This window comes from Alteromonas sp. CNT1-28 (genome assembly GCF_022348345.1).
Lineage (GTDB): Bacteria > Pseudomonadota > Gammaproteobacteria > Enterobacterales > Alteromonadaceae > Alteromonas > Alteromonas macleodii.
The window spans coordinates 214,505-230,963 of the sequence record NZ_JAKREZ010000006.1 but is presented as its reverse complement, the minus strand read 5'-3'; the positions used below and the strand labels follow the sequence as shown (position 1 = coordinate 230,963).

The window sequence follows — 16,459 nt, the reverse complement described above, 5'->3', positions numbered from 1 at the left end:
CTTATCCCCCGAGGTAAATTGATAACACGTTAAGGTAAATACAATGAATATTCAGTGGCGTAATCAAGTGGTACTTCTTACAGGTGCAACTGGCGGTATTGGTCAAGCAATAGCCAAGGCGCTTGATGAAAAAGGCGCGCACATTATCCTAACTGGCAGAAGTAAGGCGAAGCTAGAACAGCTGCAACAAAATTTAACCCTTCATCATACTGCCATTGTGGCTGACATTACGTCAGATGAAGGCAGAGATAGAGTAGTAAGTGCCTGCCAACGACTTCCTTTAAGTATTCTGGTTAACAATGCTGGCATTACCTATGTGGGCGAGTTTGAGGGCACCCCAATCGAGTCAATTGTGTCGACAAATATGCTGGCTCCGATGCTACTAACCCAACGCCTACTGCCGTTACTCGAACGTAGACCGTCTGCGCACGTCGTGAATGTAGGCTCAGCTTTTGGAAGCATAGGTTTTGCTGCGCACGGAACCTACTGCGCAACTAAATTCGCTTTGAAAGGCTGGACGGAAGCGATGCACAGAGAATTCAGCGATAGCAAAATTAAATTTCACTATCTAGCGCCACGCGCAACGCGTACCGACATAAATGACGATCGCGCTAATGCGCTAAATGAGGCATTGGGCAACCAGACAGACGAGCCTGATGCAGTAGCGCAAGCATTCATTAAACAGTTAGAAAACAATTTGCCAAGGGTCGCGCTCGGACGTGCTGAACGCTTTTTTGCCAAGCTTAACGCGCTAGTTCCTAGTGTTGTTGACAATGCGTTGGCAAAGAAACTTCCAACAATTAAACGCTATGCCTTTCAAAAAACGCAATCACAAGACAAACAGACCAGCGCTCAAAACGAAACCCGTCTGGGTAACAAGCTGGTTTAACACGAGGACATTATCATGAAGAAATTAACCACGCTTAGCACCACGGTAATTCTGGGACTCGGTTTGGCATTAAGTCACACTGCTATGGCTCAAGCTAACGAAGTCACAGAAAGTACAGCGCCGACATCAGCCTTAAGCGAAACGGCTACCAGCCCTTTAAAGATACTTCAGCATCAATGGGCACATATTAACTATGAACTTGATGATGCAGAAAAGGAAAAAGCATTCGTCGCCCTTATTAATACCGCTAAATCTTTCGTAAAGGCGGAACCCAATAACCCTGAGTTATTGATTTGGCAAGGCATAATTCAATCCAGTACAGCCGGTGCCAAAGGGGGACTTGGTGCTCTGGACTACGCAAAGGATGCGCGTAAGAGTTTCGAACATGCAATGCGACTAGATGAAAATGCACTCTCGGGCTCAGCGATGACCAGTCTAGGCGTGCTGTACCATAAGCTTCCGGGTTGGCCTATTAGCTTTGGTAACGACAAAAAAGCTGAGAAATTGCTGAAGCATGCACTTGAAATAAACCCTGACGGGATAGACCCCAACTATTTCTACGCCGAGTACTTGTTCGATAATGGAAAATACGAGCAAGCGCTCAAGTTTGCCAAGAAAGCGCTCGACGCCCCAGCGCGCGCTGATCGTCCTATTGCAGATTCAGGTCGCAAAAGAGAGATCGCTTTATTGGAAGCGAAAATAGCGAGAAAAAGTTAGTCACCCTAAAGGTATACAGGGAAAGGCAATGCTCTTATTGCCTTTCCATTTTCAACAAGTATTAGATTTTCGCTGCAAATACCGTTAGATTAGCCGCCGATTCAACGATAATTCATGAAATTACTAACAATTTCGTCGAGTTATCTCGTTTATTCCTAACTACCTCTATCTTATAAAGGCGACTTTTCATGCAGAAAAAGAATTTCTTCTCTCCTTTTCTATTCATCCTTATTACTACGTTGTCGATATCTACGGTTCATGCAAACACCCCTGATTTACTACCGTTACAACACGCGTGGGCAAAAACGAACTATGAGCTTGAAGGTGAAGCCCAATTAGAGGCATTTTCTGCACTGATTGCGCAGGCGAAAGTGTTAGTCGAGCAATCAGAAAATAGCGCTGAAGCACTGACCTGGCTAGCTATCTCTCAATCAAGTACTGCAAGTGCGAAAGGCGGTTTAGGTGCCCTGGACTTTGCTGAAAGTGCGAAGGAAAATTTAGAACGTGCCATTGAAAAAGAGGAAGCGGTATTAGAGGGGACGGCACTCACTGTATTAGCGGCACTTTATCATAAAGTACCAGGCTGGCCAGTTAGCTTTGGAAGCGATAAGAAGGCAAAACAACTATTTAAGCGTGCATTAGAAATTAACCCAGAAGGTATGGACCAAAACTTCTTTTATGCTGAGTTTCTTTTCGACGATGGTGAATACGAAGAAGCCCAAGGGTTTTTAATCCGTGCTCAAAACGCGCCTGAAAAAGCCAACCGCCCACTAGCAGATAAAAAACGTAGAGAAGAGATTGCTATACTTCAGGCAAAATTGGATAAAAAAGCATAGTATCATTTGCTTTATGCGGGGCTATTGCGCGTCGCTTATGAGTTCGAAATAAGCAATTGCCTAAAATCCCACGTTCCTCAGACAACGACTATACCCATGACATGAGCCGAACTTGCCGCGAATTTATTGCGCCCGAAACCTTGTCGGGAAACATAGAAAACTTCGCCGGTGTTGCACAGGTGCCTATTGGCTTCGCAGGGCCAATGCTAGTGAATGGAGAGCACGCCAAAGGTGAGTTCTACGTTCCAATGGCAACAACAGAGGGCACCTTGACCGCCAGCTACAGTAGAGGCATGCGCTTAACAAGAGAGGCTGGGGGCATAACTACCACAGTCATTGACGATGCCATGCAGCGAGCGCCTATGTTCGCGTTTTCTAACGCAAGAGAAGCCCTCGAATTTGGCAAATGGGTTGAGCAAAACTTTGAAGCCATCAAACGCGCCAGTGATAACACCACCAGCGTGGGCAAACTAAGGGATATCGAGCAGTACGCTGCGTCTAAGCTTCGCTGGCTAAGATTCAATTTCACCTGCGGCGATGCGGCTGGGCAGAACATGGTAAGTAAAGCCACTAAAGCGGGTTGTGAGTGGATACAAGCGAACTACCCACGTCCTATCGAGCACTTTGTACTAGCCGCTAACCTTGATACCGATAAAAAGCACTCTCACTTAAACTCTCTGCATACCCGCGGAAAGCGCGTTGTAGCAGAAATAACCCTGCCAAAACACCTTATGACGGAGATTATGCATTGCCCGCCAGAAGCATTATTCAAACAGCGCCAGTATTCAAATATGGGCGCACTAATGGCAGGTAGTGTTAATAACGGTGCCCACTTCGCTAACGGCATCACCGCTATGTTTATCGCTTGCGGGCAAGATGTCGCTAATGTGGCGGAGTCGTCGGCGGGGTTTACCTACGCTGAAATTACGCCAAATGGAGACTACTACTTCTCTGTGACTATTCCTTCGTTAATCGTTGCTACATACGGTGGAGGAACCGGTTTAGCTACACAAAACGAGTGTTTAAACGTACTTGGCTGCACAGAAAGGGGCAGTGTAAATAAGTTTGCGGAAATTGTCGCTGCGACCGTATTGTGTGGCGATCTGTCGCTGGGTTCTGCAGTCGTCGCAGACGAATGGGTAAGCAGTCACGAGCGACTGGGTAGAAACCGTTAAAGGTTTTTAAATCTGTCACCTAACGCTTAGCAATGCAGTTCGAATAAACTGTGCGCTACTGCCGAAGGTAACTAAATTCTGTATAGAGAAATTATACAGCAGGTATGCTGGGGCGCGTAACAACAAAGTACGCGCCTATTCCCATAAATAGACCTATGCCAATGTAAGCTGGAATAGGCATTGATGCGAACAGGCAAACCAGAATAAAGCTCACCAACATACTGCAACACGCTATGCATTTCACTTTTTTCGAAATTGCACCATGTTTTCGCCACGCAACAAGACTGGGGCCATATTTAGGGTGTTGAAGTAACCAGTTTTCAAGGCGCGGTGAAGATTGAGTAAAACAAAAAAGCGCACCTATCAAAAAAACAGTTGTTGGCATTACCGGCAAGAATGCGCCAATAATACCTAGAAGGGTAAAAAACAACCCGAGTGATAAATACAGTACTTTTTTCATGAAATACCAACGCCCAATTCAGTCCAACTCCTTGGTAAGTGTCATGACTTAACACCAGCGACACACCCTTCCAATATGCCAAATTTATACTCAGATATTAGATAAAGTGGCTCTACATTACTTTGTCGTAAATCAAACCTACCCTATAACCATACGCCAAAATAATGAAGTTTCCATCTACATTGGTCTAATTCTAGGGACTAAACCTCAAGCTTAATGCAATTCAAAAATTCGCTGCGCGTCTTCAGCTTAGAAAATTGACGATAAGGTCAATATTTGGGAAAGTTTTTAGTATTCAGAGTGTGCCATTTACTCAACACTGGAAGAAGACGTCTGCTTGACCTGCTGCCACAGCGCTTCCATTTCATCAAGCGTCAATGCGTCGAGCTTGTCGCCCTGTTCAGCCGCTAAGCGCTCTACGCCTTTAAAACGGTTAGCAAACTTGTTACTGGCGTTTCTAAGTGCGGTATCAGCATCTACCTTGCAATGTCTTGCCAAATTAACCATGGCAAAAAGTGCATCGCCAATTTCTTCTTCAATAGCTTGTTGGTTGTCGGGCACGCCACTTTTTAAAGGTGCAACACCAGCATCCAGTGCCCCCTGTGCTCGCTGCTTGAAGTCTAGCTCTTGCTGAATCTCTTCCACTTCCTCGCGCACTTTATCTATGACTGGAGCGGCATCAGGCCAATCAAAACCTACCTTTGCACAGGCTTTCTGCAGTTTTTGCGCGTACATAAGTGCAGGCATACCTTTGGGTACACTATCTAAAATACTGGGCTCTATTGCTTCGTCGTCTTGCTTTAAACGCTGCTTTTTAAGCTGCTTTTCTTGGGCTTTGATAGCATCCCACTGCGCGTTTAAAGCACTGTCGTTCAATTGGGTACGTTGTAGCGTGAGGTTTTTATTTGTATCCCCTGCTCCCTCAGATGCAAGCGGGTTAGCAAAAACATGAGGGTGACGACGCACGAGCTTATCCCCAATGCTTTGCGCCACATCGTCAAAAGTAAATGCGCTAGATTCACTGGCTATCTGTGCGTAGAACACCACTTGAAACAGCAAATCACCCAACTCATCTTTGATGTCATGCATATCACCAGTGGCAATAGCATCAGCCACTTCGTAGGCTTCTTCTATGGTGTAGCGAGTTAGGCTTTCCATAGTTTGTTTTACATCCCACGGGCATCCAGATTGCGGGTCGCGCAGCTGCGCCATAATGTCAAGCAGCCGCTGCGTTTCACTAAGCTTAGCTTTGTTTGCGTTTTGCATCAGTCACGCCTTTAAGCTGTCGCAATCGGGTTAACACCTTTGATACGGTGTCGAGATCGTGCACCTCTATCGAAATGGTGATAAGCGCCGTCTGTCTGTTTTTATCACTTAGGCTGTTCACCCCCAAAAGCGGCACGTTTTCATTCGCCAGCACCGTGGTGATATCGCGTAACAGGCCGGTTCTATCGTGACAGAATATATCTATGCCTGTTTCAAAGCCCACTTTAAGCTCTTGTGACCAATTCACTTCTATTTGACGCTCAGGGTGTTGTGACAACAAGTGCTGAAGCTGGTCGCAGCTTTCTTTATGAACGCTTACGCCGCGGCCTTGCGTGATATAGCCTAAAATAGCTTCTCCGGGAACCGGCTTACAGCAGTTCGCCAGCTGGCTCATTAAGTGGCCCACCCCTTGCACCACCACTGCATCTTTTTTGCCCGTCCCAGCCGCAGTTTTGCGCGTTTTAACCTTAGGACTAATTTCGGGTTCTGGGGCTGGCGGCTCCTGCAAGTGATGAATAAAGTTAATCACTTGCATAACGCGCACATCACCGGCACCTACCGCAGTGTACAAGTCATCGAGGGTTTGTAAGTTAAACTTCTCAAATGCCTCATTAGGTACTTTGGCAGGCAAGTGGGCACGCTGAAGTTCGCGTTCTAGCAGCTCTTTACCGGCAGCAAGGTTTTTGTCTCTATCCTGCTTTTTAAAGAAGGAATGGATAGTGGCACGCGCCCGTGACGAATGCACATAGCCAAGACCTGGGTGCATCCAGTCGCGGCTTGGGTTTGGCTCTTTTCCGGTGAGCACTTCTATCTGGTCGCCACTTTGCAGTAAATAAGTGAAAGGCACTATTCGCCCATTCACTTTTGCGCCAATGCAGCGATGTCCCACATTGCTGTGAATATAGTAAGCAAAATCAAGCGGTGTAGCGCCTTGGGGAAGGTCAATAACATCGCCTTTGGGTGTGAATACATACACCCTATCGTCAAACACCTGGCTGCGAAGCTCTTCAACCAAATCGCCAGATTCGGCCACTTCCTCTTGCCACGCTAATATGCGACGAAGCCAGTTTATGCGTTCGTCATAGCCTGACTGCTTGCCCGTGCTACCCTCTTTATATTTCCAGTGTGCAGCCACACCCAGTTCTGCATCCTGATGCATTTTTTGCGTGCGAATTTGAATTTCAACCGACTTCCCTTCAGGCCCCACGATAACCGTGTGAATAGACTGGTAACCGTTAGGTTTAGGGGTTGCAATGTAATCGTCGAATTCGTTCGGTAGATGCTTATAGCTGGCGTGAACCGTACCAAGCGCGGCGTAACAGTCTTGAAGTCGCTCGGCAATAATTCGCACCGCACGAATATCAAAAAGCTGCTCAAACGTAAGGCGCTTTTTCTGCATTTTTTTCCAAATGCTGAATATGTGCTTAGGACGGCCGTAAACCTCTGCGCGAATTTCTTCGCTATCAAGCAAGCCTTGCAAGTCGCCTACTATGGTTTCTATGTACTCGGCACGCTCTCGGCGTTTGCCGTCAAGCTGATGAGCTATTTGCTTGTAGGTGATGGGATGTAGATAACGAAACGCAAGGTCTTCAAGCTCCCACTTTAACTGACCAATGCCCAAACGGTTTGCCAATGGCGCATAGATGCTAGCGCATTCGCGGGCCACCATAACGCGGGTTTCTTCGTCGGCTTTTTTAACCTGTTGCAATGCACAAATGCGTTCTGCCATTTTGATCACAACGGCACGCACGTCTTCTACCATCGCCAGCAACATGCGGCGAATACTGTCTATGTGCTGTTCGTCCGACTTTTCTGCAAAGCCAGAACCTTTTACTTTGCGAGCATGTAACGACTTGATGGCATCCATTCGGCGCACGCCAACGATCAGGTCGCGTATTTCCCCGCCGAATTCTTCATAAATATCGTCTTCACTTAAGGCGTGCTGTTCGCAATATGGAAAAACCAGGGCTGCCTGAAGCGTTGCGTCATCCATATTGAGCTGACACAAAATCTCAACCATTTCCTGACCAACCAACAGTCGCTCGGGAATAGATGACACTGCACTTAGTTTTTCTTTTGTTTCTGCACTTAACTCAAGGCTATCTAACCACGCTTCAAAGGGTGGTCGGTCGGCTTGGTGGACCTTTCTTGTCGATACCATATCCTTTACTCGTTACTGCTGCTTTCGCGTAAACAAGGCCATCATTTCCATGTGATGGGTGAAGGGGAACATTTCTGCTACGCCCGCTTTTTCCATTTCATAACCTCCGTCTATCAACACCTTCGCGTCTCTAGAAAACGTACTTGGGTTGCAAGAAACATACACTATCGTTTTTGGTAGTGCTTTTACAAGCGCGTGACAAACGGTCAACGCCCCTTCTCTTGAAGGGTCTAGTAATACCTTATCAAAGCCCTGCTGTAATGAAGCCTCGACGTTGGTCTTATCGGCCAAATCTAAATGCAGCCACTCTACATTTTCAATGCCCTGTTGCTGTGCATTGTCTTTTGCGCGGCGCACCATCTCTGCCACACCCTCTACCGCCTGAACCTTTGCACCTAACTTAGCAATAGGTAAAGTAAAATTGCCCAGCCCGCTAAACCAATCAGCAATACGCTCGTTGGGCTTTGGGTTTAGCCAACCTATTGCCTGATTAATCATTTTTTCGTTAACCGCTTTATTTATTTGAATAAAGTCGTTAGCACTGGGTGAAATTGAGCAGCCATTTACCGTGTTCATAACCATATCAGTACCACGACCCACACTGCGAATTTGCCCCTGCTTATTTTCAAGCTTTAATTCAATACCGTAGTCACCAACCGATGAACTCGTGTTCACCAGTTCGCTCACTGCATCAATCAGCTCAGCTTCAAGGGCTTTGGTGTGTTTAATAACAAGATGCGAGGTGTTATCGCCAGCAATAAGGCTGATATGCCCAATATGACGCGCTGACTCGAACCCTGAAAGCGCATCCCGTAAAGGGCCAATAAGTTTAGATAGCGGGTCAACCAGTATTGGGCAGGTTGCTACATTGATAACGTTACTGCTATTTGCTTCACGGAAGCCCAACTTAATTTGATTGAGGTTGCGGGCATCTATCGCCAGCCTAGCTTTTCTGCGATATTGAGGGCGCGGCCCTGCTAGAGGTGCTTGCCAAACGTCTGGCTTCATCGCAAGGTGACGTTCCATCATCACTTTAAGAGCACGGTCACGTTGCACAAGGGCAGCGTCGGGCTTTATGTGCTGTAGCTGACACCCACCACATACATCAAACACAGGGCAAAAAGGCGCTTGTCTTTCATCACTTGGCGAATGAATATTTGTCGCCTTGGCATTAATGACTTTCTTTTTGCTAGATAGCACCTCTATGTCGCAGGTTTCTCCTACAAGGGCACCTTCAACAAATACCATCGGATTGCCGCGCACTACGCCATTGCCCATCCAGTCTAAATCTTCAATGGTGACCGTGTTAGGCTTTTGACTTTCACTGGTATCCGCTGCATTTTTGCTTTTCCCAAACCGAAGTCCTGCGACCTGCGCGTTGGCTCTGGCATTCCCCTTTTTTGAAGCGCCACGTTCAGTAAGAGACGTTTTACTTTTTTGCTTACTGCGAGATTGTTTAAAAAGGTCTGCCAAGTGTGACTCCGGTTACTTGCTTTACGTGGTTTGATGTTAGTAGAGATTCTTGTACGCGCTCACCAAATAGAAGTCGCCTACGTGGGTTAGGGGCAGTTGCTCTATTCTGATTCCAGTATAACGGTTGCGACAGCGTAATGTTGTTCATCTGAGATACTTACCACACTTCGAGTAATGCTTCGGGTTTCACACAAAGCAGCAAACTCGCCAGAAAAATGAAGCTCTGGCGCACCTAAATGGTTATTGCGCACTTCGATATGCTGCCAGCTGATTCCGTTTCCAATCCCTGTACCAAGGGCCTTCACCGCCGCCTCTTTGGCGGCAAAACGTTTTGCCAAAAAACGTACTGGCGTACTATGCTCACTAAATTGCTGCCACTCGGCAGGCGTAAGTACTCGCTTGGCTAAGCGTTCATTAGCGCCATCGCCTTTACCAAGTCGCGCTATCTCTACAATGTCAGTACCTAGCCCTGCAATCGCCACGTTATCTACACCCTTTTGAATCTAAGGTTAAATGCCCGCTCGTGCTTCTAGCATAAGCTTTCGCATATCCGCCACTGCTGTGTGAAGGCCATCGAAGGCAGCACGGGCAATGATAGCGTGACCAATATTAAGCTCAATTAGCTGAGGGATAGCCGCGATAGGCTTAACATTGTGATAGTGCAAGCCGTGACCCGCATTCACTTTAAGCCCTAAACTATCGGCGTACTCAATACCTTCAACTAAACGCGCTAGCTCTTTGTGCTGCTCTTCTTCGCTGGTAGCTTCTGCGTATTGGCCTGTATGAATTTCAATGTAAGGGGCGTTGCATGCTGCGGCCGCGTCAATTTGCGCTTTGTCTGCATCAATAAATAACGACACCAAAATGTTTGCATTAGCGAGTCGCCCACACGCCGCCTTGATGTTGTCAAAATTCCCTGCCACATCAAGACCACCTTCGGTAGTCAGCTCTTCGCGCTTTTCTGGTACTAGGCAGCAAAAAACAGGCTTTACCTCTTCTGCAATTGCCAGCATTTCTTCGGTTACCGCCATTTCCAGATTGAGTCGGGTATTAATGGTTTGCGCTAAAATGCGTACATCGCGGTCTTTAATGTGACGGCGGTCTTCACGCAAATGAACCGTAATGCCGTCTGCACCTGCACGCTCGGCAATATCCGCAGCGTGCACTGGATCTGGGTAATGCGTACCGCGCGCATTACGAAGCGTTGCGATATGGTCGATGTTAACGCCTAATAAAATCGTGCTCATTTCACCACCTAACCTGTTAGTGCGACAGAAGAGACCCGCTCTTCATGTTCAATACGTTATTTTAAGGGCACAACGACCCTCTAAAAGAAAGACACAATTGTAGCAAATTTTTTTGTAGAGCGTGCTGTTTAAGCGTTTGAGTTAAGAGAAAATAATTTAATGCTATTACCGCGGTTTGGGCATAAAAAGCTCGCGGCTTTTAAGTGGCTTGTCACCAATTAGCGGTTTCAGCAAGTCTCGGCAAAGCACCTTAGCCACCTTTTTACTGAGCGGAGTAAACTCCCCCTGTGACAAACTAAGCAACGCTTGCCCGGGAAAGCCTCGCATCCCCCTTAAACCAGCCACATCTTGGGGAATAGGCACAAAGCCCGCGTCTATCTGAAAATGATAACTACCGGTTTCTTCTATGGGCAATTCGTACTCGACGTCGGTGGTGAAGTCGGGCAACAACCCCATTTCGTCAAGCAGTGCAAATTCGAACTGACGTAAGGTCACTTCTATGTCGCTTTCATCTCGAAGAGACAGCAGCGCATTTTCATAAGCATTGTGAACGCCATCGCTGGCAAGCCCTGCCGGCATAACGCGATTAGTTAGCTCGTTAACGTACATGGCGCAAAACAACGCTGTCCCAACAAGGTTGATAGAGGGCGCGACACTTTCTACGTGACGTAAGTTTTTTAACTCTGACTTTCCGCTTAACTGTAAACGAAGATGCTGAAAAGGTTGAAGCAGACTTTTTTTGTCAGATTTACTGTTCTTCACCCCTTTCGCTACCGCACTAACACGCCCTTCTTCTAAGGTAAAAAAGTCAACAATATAGCTGGTCTCCCTGTAAGCGCGTCTATGCAGCACATAGGCATTTAACCATTCATTATTCATTGTTGCTCACTGTGTGTTAATTGTTGTCGAAGTGGCGCCTGTGGCAACGTTAATATCAGCTGCGCTTAATTCGTACCACTTTCATGGTTTCAAACTCAATGCCAGCCACCTCTTCAACGTGGCGATAGTAGGTTACGTTCACTCGCGCGCCTTTTAAGCTTTGGTATTGCTGTTTACGCCGATAGATAAAAGGGACATCAATACCTTCTAGCATAATGGTGTGGCGAATCCAGTCGCTGTCTTTCTCTTCTCGCTGAACGTGGGAAATCACTTTAGCATTGTCGGTTTGATTCAGCTGACTGTGCTTTTCCACCAGCTTTTGTCTATCGCTTTTCACCTTTGTCCCTTCTTTCCACAACTTTACGCTTATTGCTCGTTAGGCTTGCTGGCCATCCGTCTGCGTGTGAACTCGCTCCTGCTAACGCGCCTCTATTTGCTCCACAATAAGCTGCACGGTTTCTTGACCGCGAAACACATTGATATCAAGTCGATAGGCAATATGTACACGCTTAACCATGGCATTCGGCCATGATTTTAAATCAACGTTAAACGCAATAGCATCGACCTCGTTAGCACCGTCACTTTTCAACACCATTTTTAGGTGCTTTTGGCCAACTAAGCGCTGGTCAAGTAGTGCAAATTCACCATCGAATAGTGGTGATTCAAAGCCCTGTCCAAACGGACCTGCTTGACGCAGTAAATGCGCAAAGGGTAAACACAGCTCTTTCGATGACAAGTCTCCGTCGGAAAGTAAAGCATGATTTCCATCAAGCTTTGCCATGTGCGCTCGCGCAATATCAACAAAAGCCTGCTCGAATTCTTGAAGCTTAGCTACGGGCAAGCTTAATCCAGCGGCCATGGCATGCCCGCCGAATTTTTCGATAACGCCAGGGTAGCGCGTATTAACTTCATCAAGTACATCGCGAATGTGTACGCCAGGAATTGAGCGTGCCGAACCTTTAATGATCTCGTCGTCTTGATGGGCAAAAGCGATAACAGGCTTAAGGTATTTCTCTTTCAAACGCCCTGCCACAATACCAATAACCCCTTGGTGAAAGTCTTCGCGATAAACCACCAGTGCGCTTGGCATATCGCCTTCATCCAGCGCCATTTGCTCTAGTACAGTTTCCGCTTGCGCTTTCATGCCGGTCTCAATTTCACGGCGTTCTTTATTAAGCGCATCGAGTTCCGCAGCGATCATTCGCGCTTGAATGGTTTCATCTTCTAGTAAGCACGCAATGCCTTGCGACATATCGTCTAATCGACCCGCGGCATTAAGCCTTGGCCCAACCACAAAGCCTAAGTCAGTTGAGGTTAAGTGAGCGCAATCGCGATTCGCTACTTCGACCAATGCTTTAATGCCAGGTCGACACTTACCCGCCCGAATGCGCTGAAGGCCTTGATGAACTAAAATTCGGTTATTTTTATCAAGCACTACTACATCGGCCACGGTGCCAACCGCAACAATATCAAGTAGCGACGCTAGGTTTGGTGGCGCTAACCCCGCTCTTTCAAAATGCCCTTGCTGCTGTAACTCGGCTTTAAGTGCTAGCATGATGTAAAAGGCAACGCCAACCCCAGCCAAATTTTTAGAAGGGAATTCACAGCCAGGTTGGTTAGGATTTACTATCGCATCAGCAGGAGGTAGAACATCGCCTGGCAAATGGTGATCGGTAACAACTACCTGCATTCCCAACGACTTTGCATGGGTTACACCGTCAATACAGGAAATGCCATTGTCCACTGTGACAATAACCTCTGCCCTCTGTTTGGCAGCTTCATCCACGATAGGCACGCTAAGTCCGTAACCAAAGTCAAAACGATTAGGTACAAGAAAATCAACGTTTTGATAGCCCATGGCTCGAAGCGCCAATATACATACCGATGTACTGGTTGCTCCGTCGGCATCAAAATCGCCCACAATAATAATACGTTTATTTTGCACAACAGCATTGGCGAGAATTTGCGCGGCCTGTGGCATCCCCTTCAAAACATTGAAGTGTGTTAGCCCTTTTAGACCATTCTCCAAGTCATCTAATTTCGCAATATTACGACCGCGATAAATTCTATCGATAACAGGATGTAAGTCGGAACTAAGCGAGGCGCCGGTAACCTCACGGCGAACAATAGGCAAAATCATGAAATACCACTAACCATTACTGTAAATGCAGTTGTCGATGCCAGTTCAAATAGGCTTTAAATAAAAAGACTGGAGTCGGGACACTTGATAATTAGTACAGGTTCCAAGTAAACGCCCGTGTGAACTGCAAAGCAAAACTGTACGAAAAAACGCTAGAAAATATGAGGACGAATCATACCGCAGAAAACAAAAAAACGCACAAAGCGTGCGTTTTTATCATATTTAAGGTTAAGGACTGAATGGCTATTCAGCTTCCTCCAATGCTTTAGCAAGCAACGCAGCTGGCTGATAACCAGGAATCAATGAACCGTCTGGCAGTACGATATTTGGCGTGCCATTCACGCCTAATTTTTGACCTAACATGTACTGCTCTGCCACTTTATTTTTACAGCTTGCGCTAGCTACGTCGTTACCCGCTTTAGCTTTAGTTAACGCTTTTTGCGGGTCTTTCGCACACCACACCGACACCATATCGTTGTAGTTTTCACTGTTTAACCCAGAACGTGGAAACGCAAGGTAGTGTACGGTGATGCCCGCATCGTTGAGTTCATCAATCTCGTTGTGAAATTTACGGCAGTAACCACACGTAATATCAGTAAATACGCTTATTTCATGCTTTTCGTTTTTGGCCTTAAACGTAATAGACGATGATTCCATCTCTTTTACGCCTTCTTTGCGCAGCCCAGAAAGTGCCAGCTCTGTTTCGTTACGCATCTCTTCATCAATGTTAAAAACACGAGCCTGAAGCAGATACTGCCCGTTTTCACTTACGTAAAATAAACCGCGGTTTGTCGATACCTGAACCAGCCCTGATACTGGAGAGTCAGCAATAGTTTCTACATCTAACCCTAGCATTGAGGTTAATTTATCACGGATAGCCGCTTCATCAGCCGCTTGCGCACTAAGCCCTAATAGAGAACCTGCCGCAACTACACTGGCTAACAATACTTTCTTTACTGCTTTCACTAAATACTCTCCATTTTGCCATTTAAGTTCTCTTGTACTTACTGGCTTAACATGCAACTGCTTGAATCGGTATCTTTCCATTTAAAGCAATTGCTAAAAATTTTTACATTCATAACGTTCAGACCGTAAAACTTAGCAAAAAATTGCACGTTAAACGCTAATTTTCTTTTAACCTCAGTACATTTAACGTCAACATTTAAACTCAGCCGCGTTAGAGCACTAACGGAAAATGTATTTTCTAAACGTTTTGCATGGCTCGTATCCTACCATAGACCTTTTTATTTTATATACGTCGTCACTGAGCCTCGTCGTATACAGCCCCCAATTTATAGCATTCTTTATTTGTATATTTAGCCAATTTAGCCACGTGGGTGATGACTGTGGATTAAAGTTTGAAGTCGCTCTGTCGCTACATGGGTGTATATTTGAGTCGTTGACAAATCGCTGTGCCCCAATAGCATTTGTACCACACGTAAATCAGCACCGTGATTCAAAAGGTGTGTCGCAAAGGCATGACGCAACGTGTGGGGAGAAAGGTGCTGCTCAATTCCCGCTTTCACCGCATAGTATTTAATGCGATGCCAAAATGTTTGGCGCGTCATTTTCTGTCCACGCTTGCTCAGAAATACCACATCAGAAGCTTTACTGGCGAGTATCGGTCTTGCTGTTTTAATATAGGTCAGCAGCCATTCTATTGCATCTTCACCAAGGGGCACTAAGCGCTCTTTATTCCCTTTACCCACAACCCTAACTACGCCTTGCTGAAGGCTTATTTGATCCATTGTTAACCCAATAAGCTCACTTACACGAAGGCCGGTCGCGTAAAGCACTTCAAGCATGCTCTTGTCCCGACATTCAATAGGGTCGTCGGTAAGGGGGGAATTTAGCAAATCTTCAACTTGTTGCTCACTGAGTGAAGAAGGCAAAGCTTTGGGTGTTTTCGGATTAGACAGCGCGGAAACTGGGCTATCAACACGAACCTGCTTACTAATTAGGAATACGAAAAACGCCCGGATAGCGCTAAGCGCACGTTGCGTGCTACGTGTGGACAGCCCCTTGTCGTGACGATAGGCTAAATAGTCCTGAAGCTGCTCAGTGGTCAGCACAGCGATATCTTTTACGCCTTGATTGTTGCTGAAGATAGCAAGCTTAGTAAGGTCGGTGCGATAGCTCTGCTGAGTATGATCGGACAGTCCTTTCTCAAGCCAAAGCATCTCGATAAAACCATCGATATGCGCCTGACTCGCTGCAGGCACATAAGTTAACTCACGTTGAGTTTTTGCCATCTAAAAGCCACGCTTTTGCTTAATCAGCTCGTAGGCTGATTGAATATCTTGCGCTTTCTTTTTCGCAATTTCCATTGCCTGTTCAGGTAGCCCTTTAGACACCAGCTTATCGGGGTGATGCTCAGACATGCGCTTCCTGTAGGCACGCTTTATTGTCTTTTCATCGTCGGATGCCGTCACACCTAATATGTGATAGGCATCATCTAAACTTTGCTGTTCTGAATAGGCTGATTGGCTGTGCTGACGTTGACCTGAATGAGTGCGTTGTCCTGAGCCAGAGTTAGACCGCTGCCTAAAGCGTATTTCAGCTTCATACATTGAAATTAGATAATCTAAATCACGACGCCTAAAGCCTAGTGGCTTCGCTACTTTTTCAAGTACGTTGTATTCTTCCTGTGAAAGCTGACCGTCGGCGAAAGCGGCTTGAATAAGAATCTCTAAGAATACTTGAAGAATATCCCGTCTACCGTGGCTGGCGTCATAAAAACCTTTCAACGTATCGACTAAAGGAAAGTCTCGCGCTTTGCCTTCTCTAAATGCATCCTGAGCTTCACGACGGGCATCCCCAGTTAAACGCATCTCGTCCATTAATGCTGTGGCGATTTGAATTTCTCTGTCCGTTACTTTGCCGTCAGACTTAGCAAGATGGCCTAACGCACTAAACAAACTATGAAAGAAAATAGCTTGCTGCTTCAGATTGTCCTGATCGGTAAAAAAGCGCCCAAAGCCGCCTAGCTGATTGAAGTCTTGGCGATAGGCTTTATCAAAAAAGTGCCCGACTAACAGCCCTAAGATCGCCCCAGGTATTTTAAGAAACATAAAGCCGAACAAGGCGCCGAGGATTTTTCCCCAAATTGACATCGCGTCATACTCCGTTGGTGCACTGTTTAGAAAGTTGATGTTACTGTAGTGAAATCACGCCGTGCAGAGCGCGTTATACCAATCATCATATCAAATACATAAG

Annotated in this window: 16 protein-coding genes; 4 read left to right on the top strand and 12 right to left on the bottom strand. The window is 46.4% G+C overall.

Features of this window, described 5'->3' with window-relative positions:
• The first annotated feature begins 43 nt into the window (after positions 1-43).
• The 4 genes from MHN02_RS05725 (at position 44) to MHN02_RS05710 (ending at position 3,617) form a co-directional block, all read left to right on the top strand.
• Complete coding sequence (locus MHN02_RS05725) at positions 44-889, top strand: SDR family oxidoreductase (RefSeq protein ID WP_239245018.1); 846 nt, start codon at positions 44-46, stop codon at positions 887-889.
• A gap of 15 nt (positions 890-904) precedes the next feature.
• Positions 905-1,606: a tetratricopeptide repeat protein gene (locus MHN02_RS05720; RefSeq protein ID WP_168533657.1), complete on the top strand. Its 702-nt coding sequence runs from the start codon at positions 905-907 to the stop codon at positions 1,604-1,606.
• A 188-nt stretch (positions 1,607-1,794) separates the two neighbouring features.
• Entirely contained in the window at positions 1,795-2,442 is a 648-nt protein-coding gene (locus MHN02_RS05715; RefSeq protein ID WP_239245016.1) for a hypothetical protein, read from the top strand.
• A 56-nt stretch (positions 2,443-2,498) separates the two neighbouring features.
• Positions 2,499-3,617, top strand: coding sequence for a hydroxymethylglutaryl-CoA reductase (locus MHN02_RS05710; protein ID WP_239245014.1), 1,119 nt, complete (start codon positions 2,499-2,501; stop codon positions 3,615-3,617).
• Between the two features lie 91 nt (positions 3,618-3,708).
• Here the strand turns inward: MHN02_RS05710 and MHN02_RS05705 are convergent, their stop codons facing one another.
• The 12 genes from MHN02_RS05705 to djlA form a co-directional block, all read right to left on the bottom strand.
• Positions 3,709-4,077, bottom strand: a complete 369-nt coding sequence (locus MHN02_RS05705) for a YbaN family protein (protein WP_039235872.1) — start codon at positions 4,075-4,077, stop codon at positions 3,709-3,711.
• A gap of 309 nt (positions 4,078-4,386) precedes the next feature.
• On the bottom strand, positions 4,387-5,343 hold the full coding sequence (mazG, locus tag MHN02_RS05700) for a nucleoside triphosphate pyrophosphohydrolase (protein WP_239245012.1): 957 nt from the start codon (positions 5,341-5,343) through the stop codon (positions 4,387-4,389).
• Entirely contained in the window at positions 5,321-7,504 is a 2,184-nt protein-coding gene (gene relA, locus MHN02_RS05695) for a GTP diphosphokinase (protein WP_110288478.1), read from the bottom strand. Before relA ends, mazG begins: the two co-directional genes overlap by 23 nt.
• A gap of 12 nt (positions 7,505-7,516) precedes the next feature.
• On the bottom strand, positions 7,517-8,977 hold the full coding sequence (gene rlmD, locus MHN02_RS05690) for a 23S rRNA (uracil(1939)-C(5))-methyltransferase RlmD (protein ID WP_239245010.1): 1,461 nt from the start codon (positions 8,975-8,977) through the stop codon (positions 7,517-7,519).
• Positions 8,978-9,078: 101 nt separating this feature from the next.
• The gene (gene acpS, locus MHN02_RS05685) at positions 9,079-9,459 is read right to left on the bottom strand and encodes a holo-ACP synthase (protein WP_239245008.1); all 381 of its coding nucleotides are present in this window, start codon (positions 9,457-9,459) and stop codon (positions 9,079-9,081) included.
• 27 nt (positions 9,460-9,486) lie between these two features.
• Positions 9,487-10,224 (bottom strand): pyridoxine 5'-phosphate synthase, encoded by a 738-nt coding sequence (pdxJ, locus tag MHN02_RS05680; protein WP_239245005.1) that lies wholly within the window; start codon positions 10,222-10,224, stop codon positions 9,487-9,489.
• Between the two features lie 165 nt (positions 10,225-10,389).
• Positions 10,390-11,103: a DNA repair protein RecO gene (gene recO, locus MHN02_RS05675; RefSeq protein WP_239245002.1), complete on the bottom strand. Its 714-nt coding sequence runs from the start codon at positions 11,101-11,103 to the stop codon at positions 10,390-10,392.
• 55 nt (positions 11,104-11,158) lie between these two features.
• Entirely contained in the window at positions 11,159-11,440 is a 282-nt protein-coding gene (locus MHN02_RS05670) for a hypothetical protein (protein WP_239245000.1), read from the bottom strand.
• Positions 11,441-11,521: 81 nt separating this feature from the next.
• Complete coding sequence (gene recJ / locus MHN02_RS05665) at positions 11,522-13,243, bottom strand: single-stranded-DNA-specific exonuclease RecJ (RefSeq protein ID WP_239244998.1); 1,722 nt, start codon at positions 13,241-13,243, stop codon at positions 11,522-11,524.
• Between the two features lie 243 nt (positions 13,244-13,486).
• Positions 13,487-14,290, bottom strand: a complete 804-nt coding sequence (gene dsbC / locus MHN02_RS05660) for a bifunctional protein-disulfide isomerase/oxidoreductase DsbC (RefSeq protein WP_239244996.1) — start codon at positions 14,288-14,290, stop codon at positions 13,487-13,489.
• A 278-nt stretch (positions 14,291-14,568) separates the two neighbouring features.
• Positions 14,569-15,495, bottom strand: coding sequence for a site-specific tyrosine recombinase XerD (gene xerD / locus MHN02_RS05655; RefSeq protein ID WP_239244994.1), 927 nt, complete (start codon positions 15,493-15,495; stop codon positions 14,569-14,571).
• A complete protein-coding gene (gene djlA / locus MHN02_RS05650; protein WP_156077916.1) occupies positions 15,496-16,356 on the bottom strand; it encodes a co-chaperone DjlA in 861 nt (286 codons plus the stop codon).
• Positions 16,357-16,459: the final 103 nt, after the last annotated feature.

Excerpts from the sequence above, each read along its gene's own strand:
- MHN02_RS05725 (WP_239245018.1), top strand. The coding sequence starts at position 44 with ATGAATATTCAGTGGCGTAATCAAGTGGTACTTCTTACAGGTGCAACT.
- MHN02_RS05720 (WP_168533657.1), top strand. The coding sequence starts at position 905 with ATGAAGAAATTAACCACGCTTAGCACCACGGTAATTCTGGGACTCGGT.
- MHN02_RS05715 (WP_239245016.1), top strand. The coding sequence starts at position 1,795 with ATGCAGAAAAAGAATTTCTTCTCTCCTTTTCTATTCATCCTTATTACT.
- MHN02_RS05705 (WP_039235872.1), bottom strand. The coding sequence starts at position 4,077 with ATGAAAAAAGTACTGTATTTATCACTCGGGTTGTTTTTTACCCTTCTA.
- mazG (WP_239245012.1), bottom strand. The coding sequence starts at position 5,343 with ATGCAAAACGCAAACAAAGCTAAGCTTAGTGAAACGCAGCGGCTGCTT.
- relA (WP_110288478.1), bottom strand. The coding sequence starts at position 7,504 with ATGGTATCGACAAGAAAGGTCCACCAAGCCGACCGACCACCCTTTGAA.
- pdxJ (WP_239245005.1), bottom strand. The coding sequence starts at position 10,224 with ATGAGCACGATTTTATTAGGCGTTAACATCGACCATATCGCAACGCTT.
- recO (WP_239245002.1), bottom strand. The coding sequence starts at position 11,103 with ATGAATAATGAATGGTTAAATGCCTATGTGCTGCATAGACGCGCTTAC.
- recJ (WP_239244998.1), bottom strand. The coding sequence starts at position 13,243 with ATGATTTTGCCTATTGTTCGCCGTGAGGTTACCGGCGCCTCGCTTAGT.
- dsbC (WP_239244996.1), bottom strand. The coding sequence starts at position 14,290 with ATGGAAAGATACCGATTCAAGCAGTTGCATGTTAAGCCAGTAAGTACA.
- xerD (WP_239244994.1), bottom strand. The coding sequence starts at position 15,495 with ATGGCAAAAACTCAACGTGAGTTAACTTATGTGCCTGCAGCGAGTCAG.
- djlA (WP_156077916.1), bottom strand. The coding sequence starts at position 16,356 with ATGTCAATTTGGGGAAAAATCCTCGGCGCCTTGTTCGGCTTTATGTTT.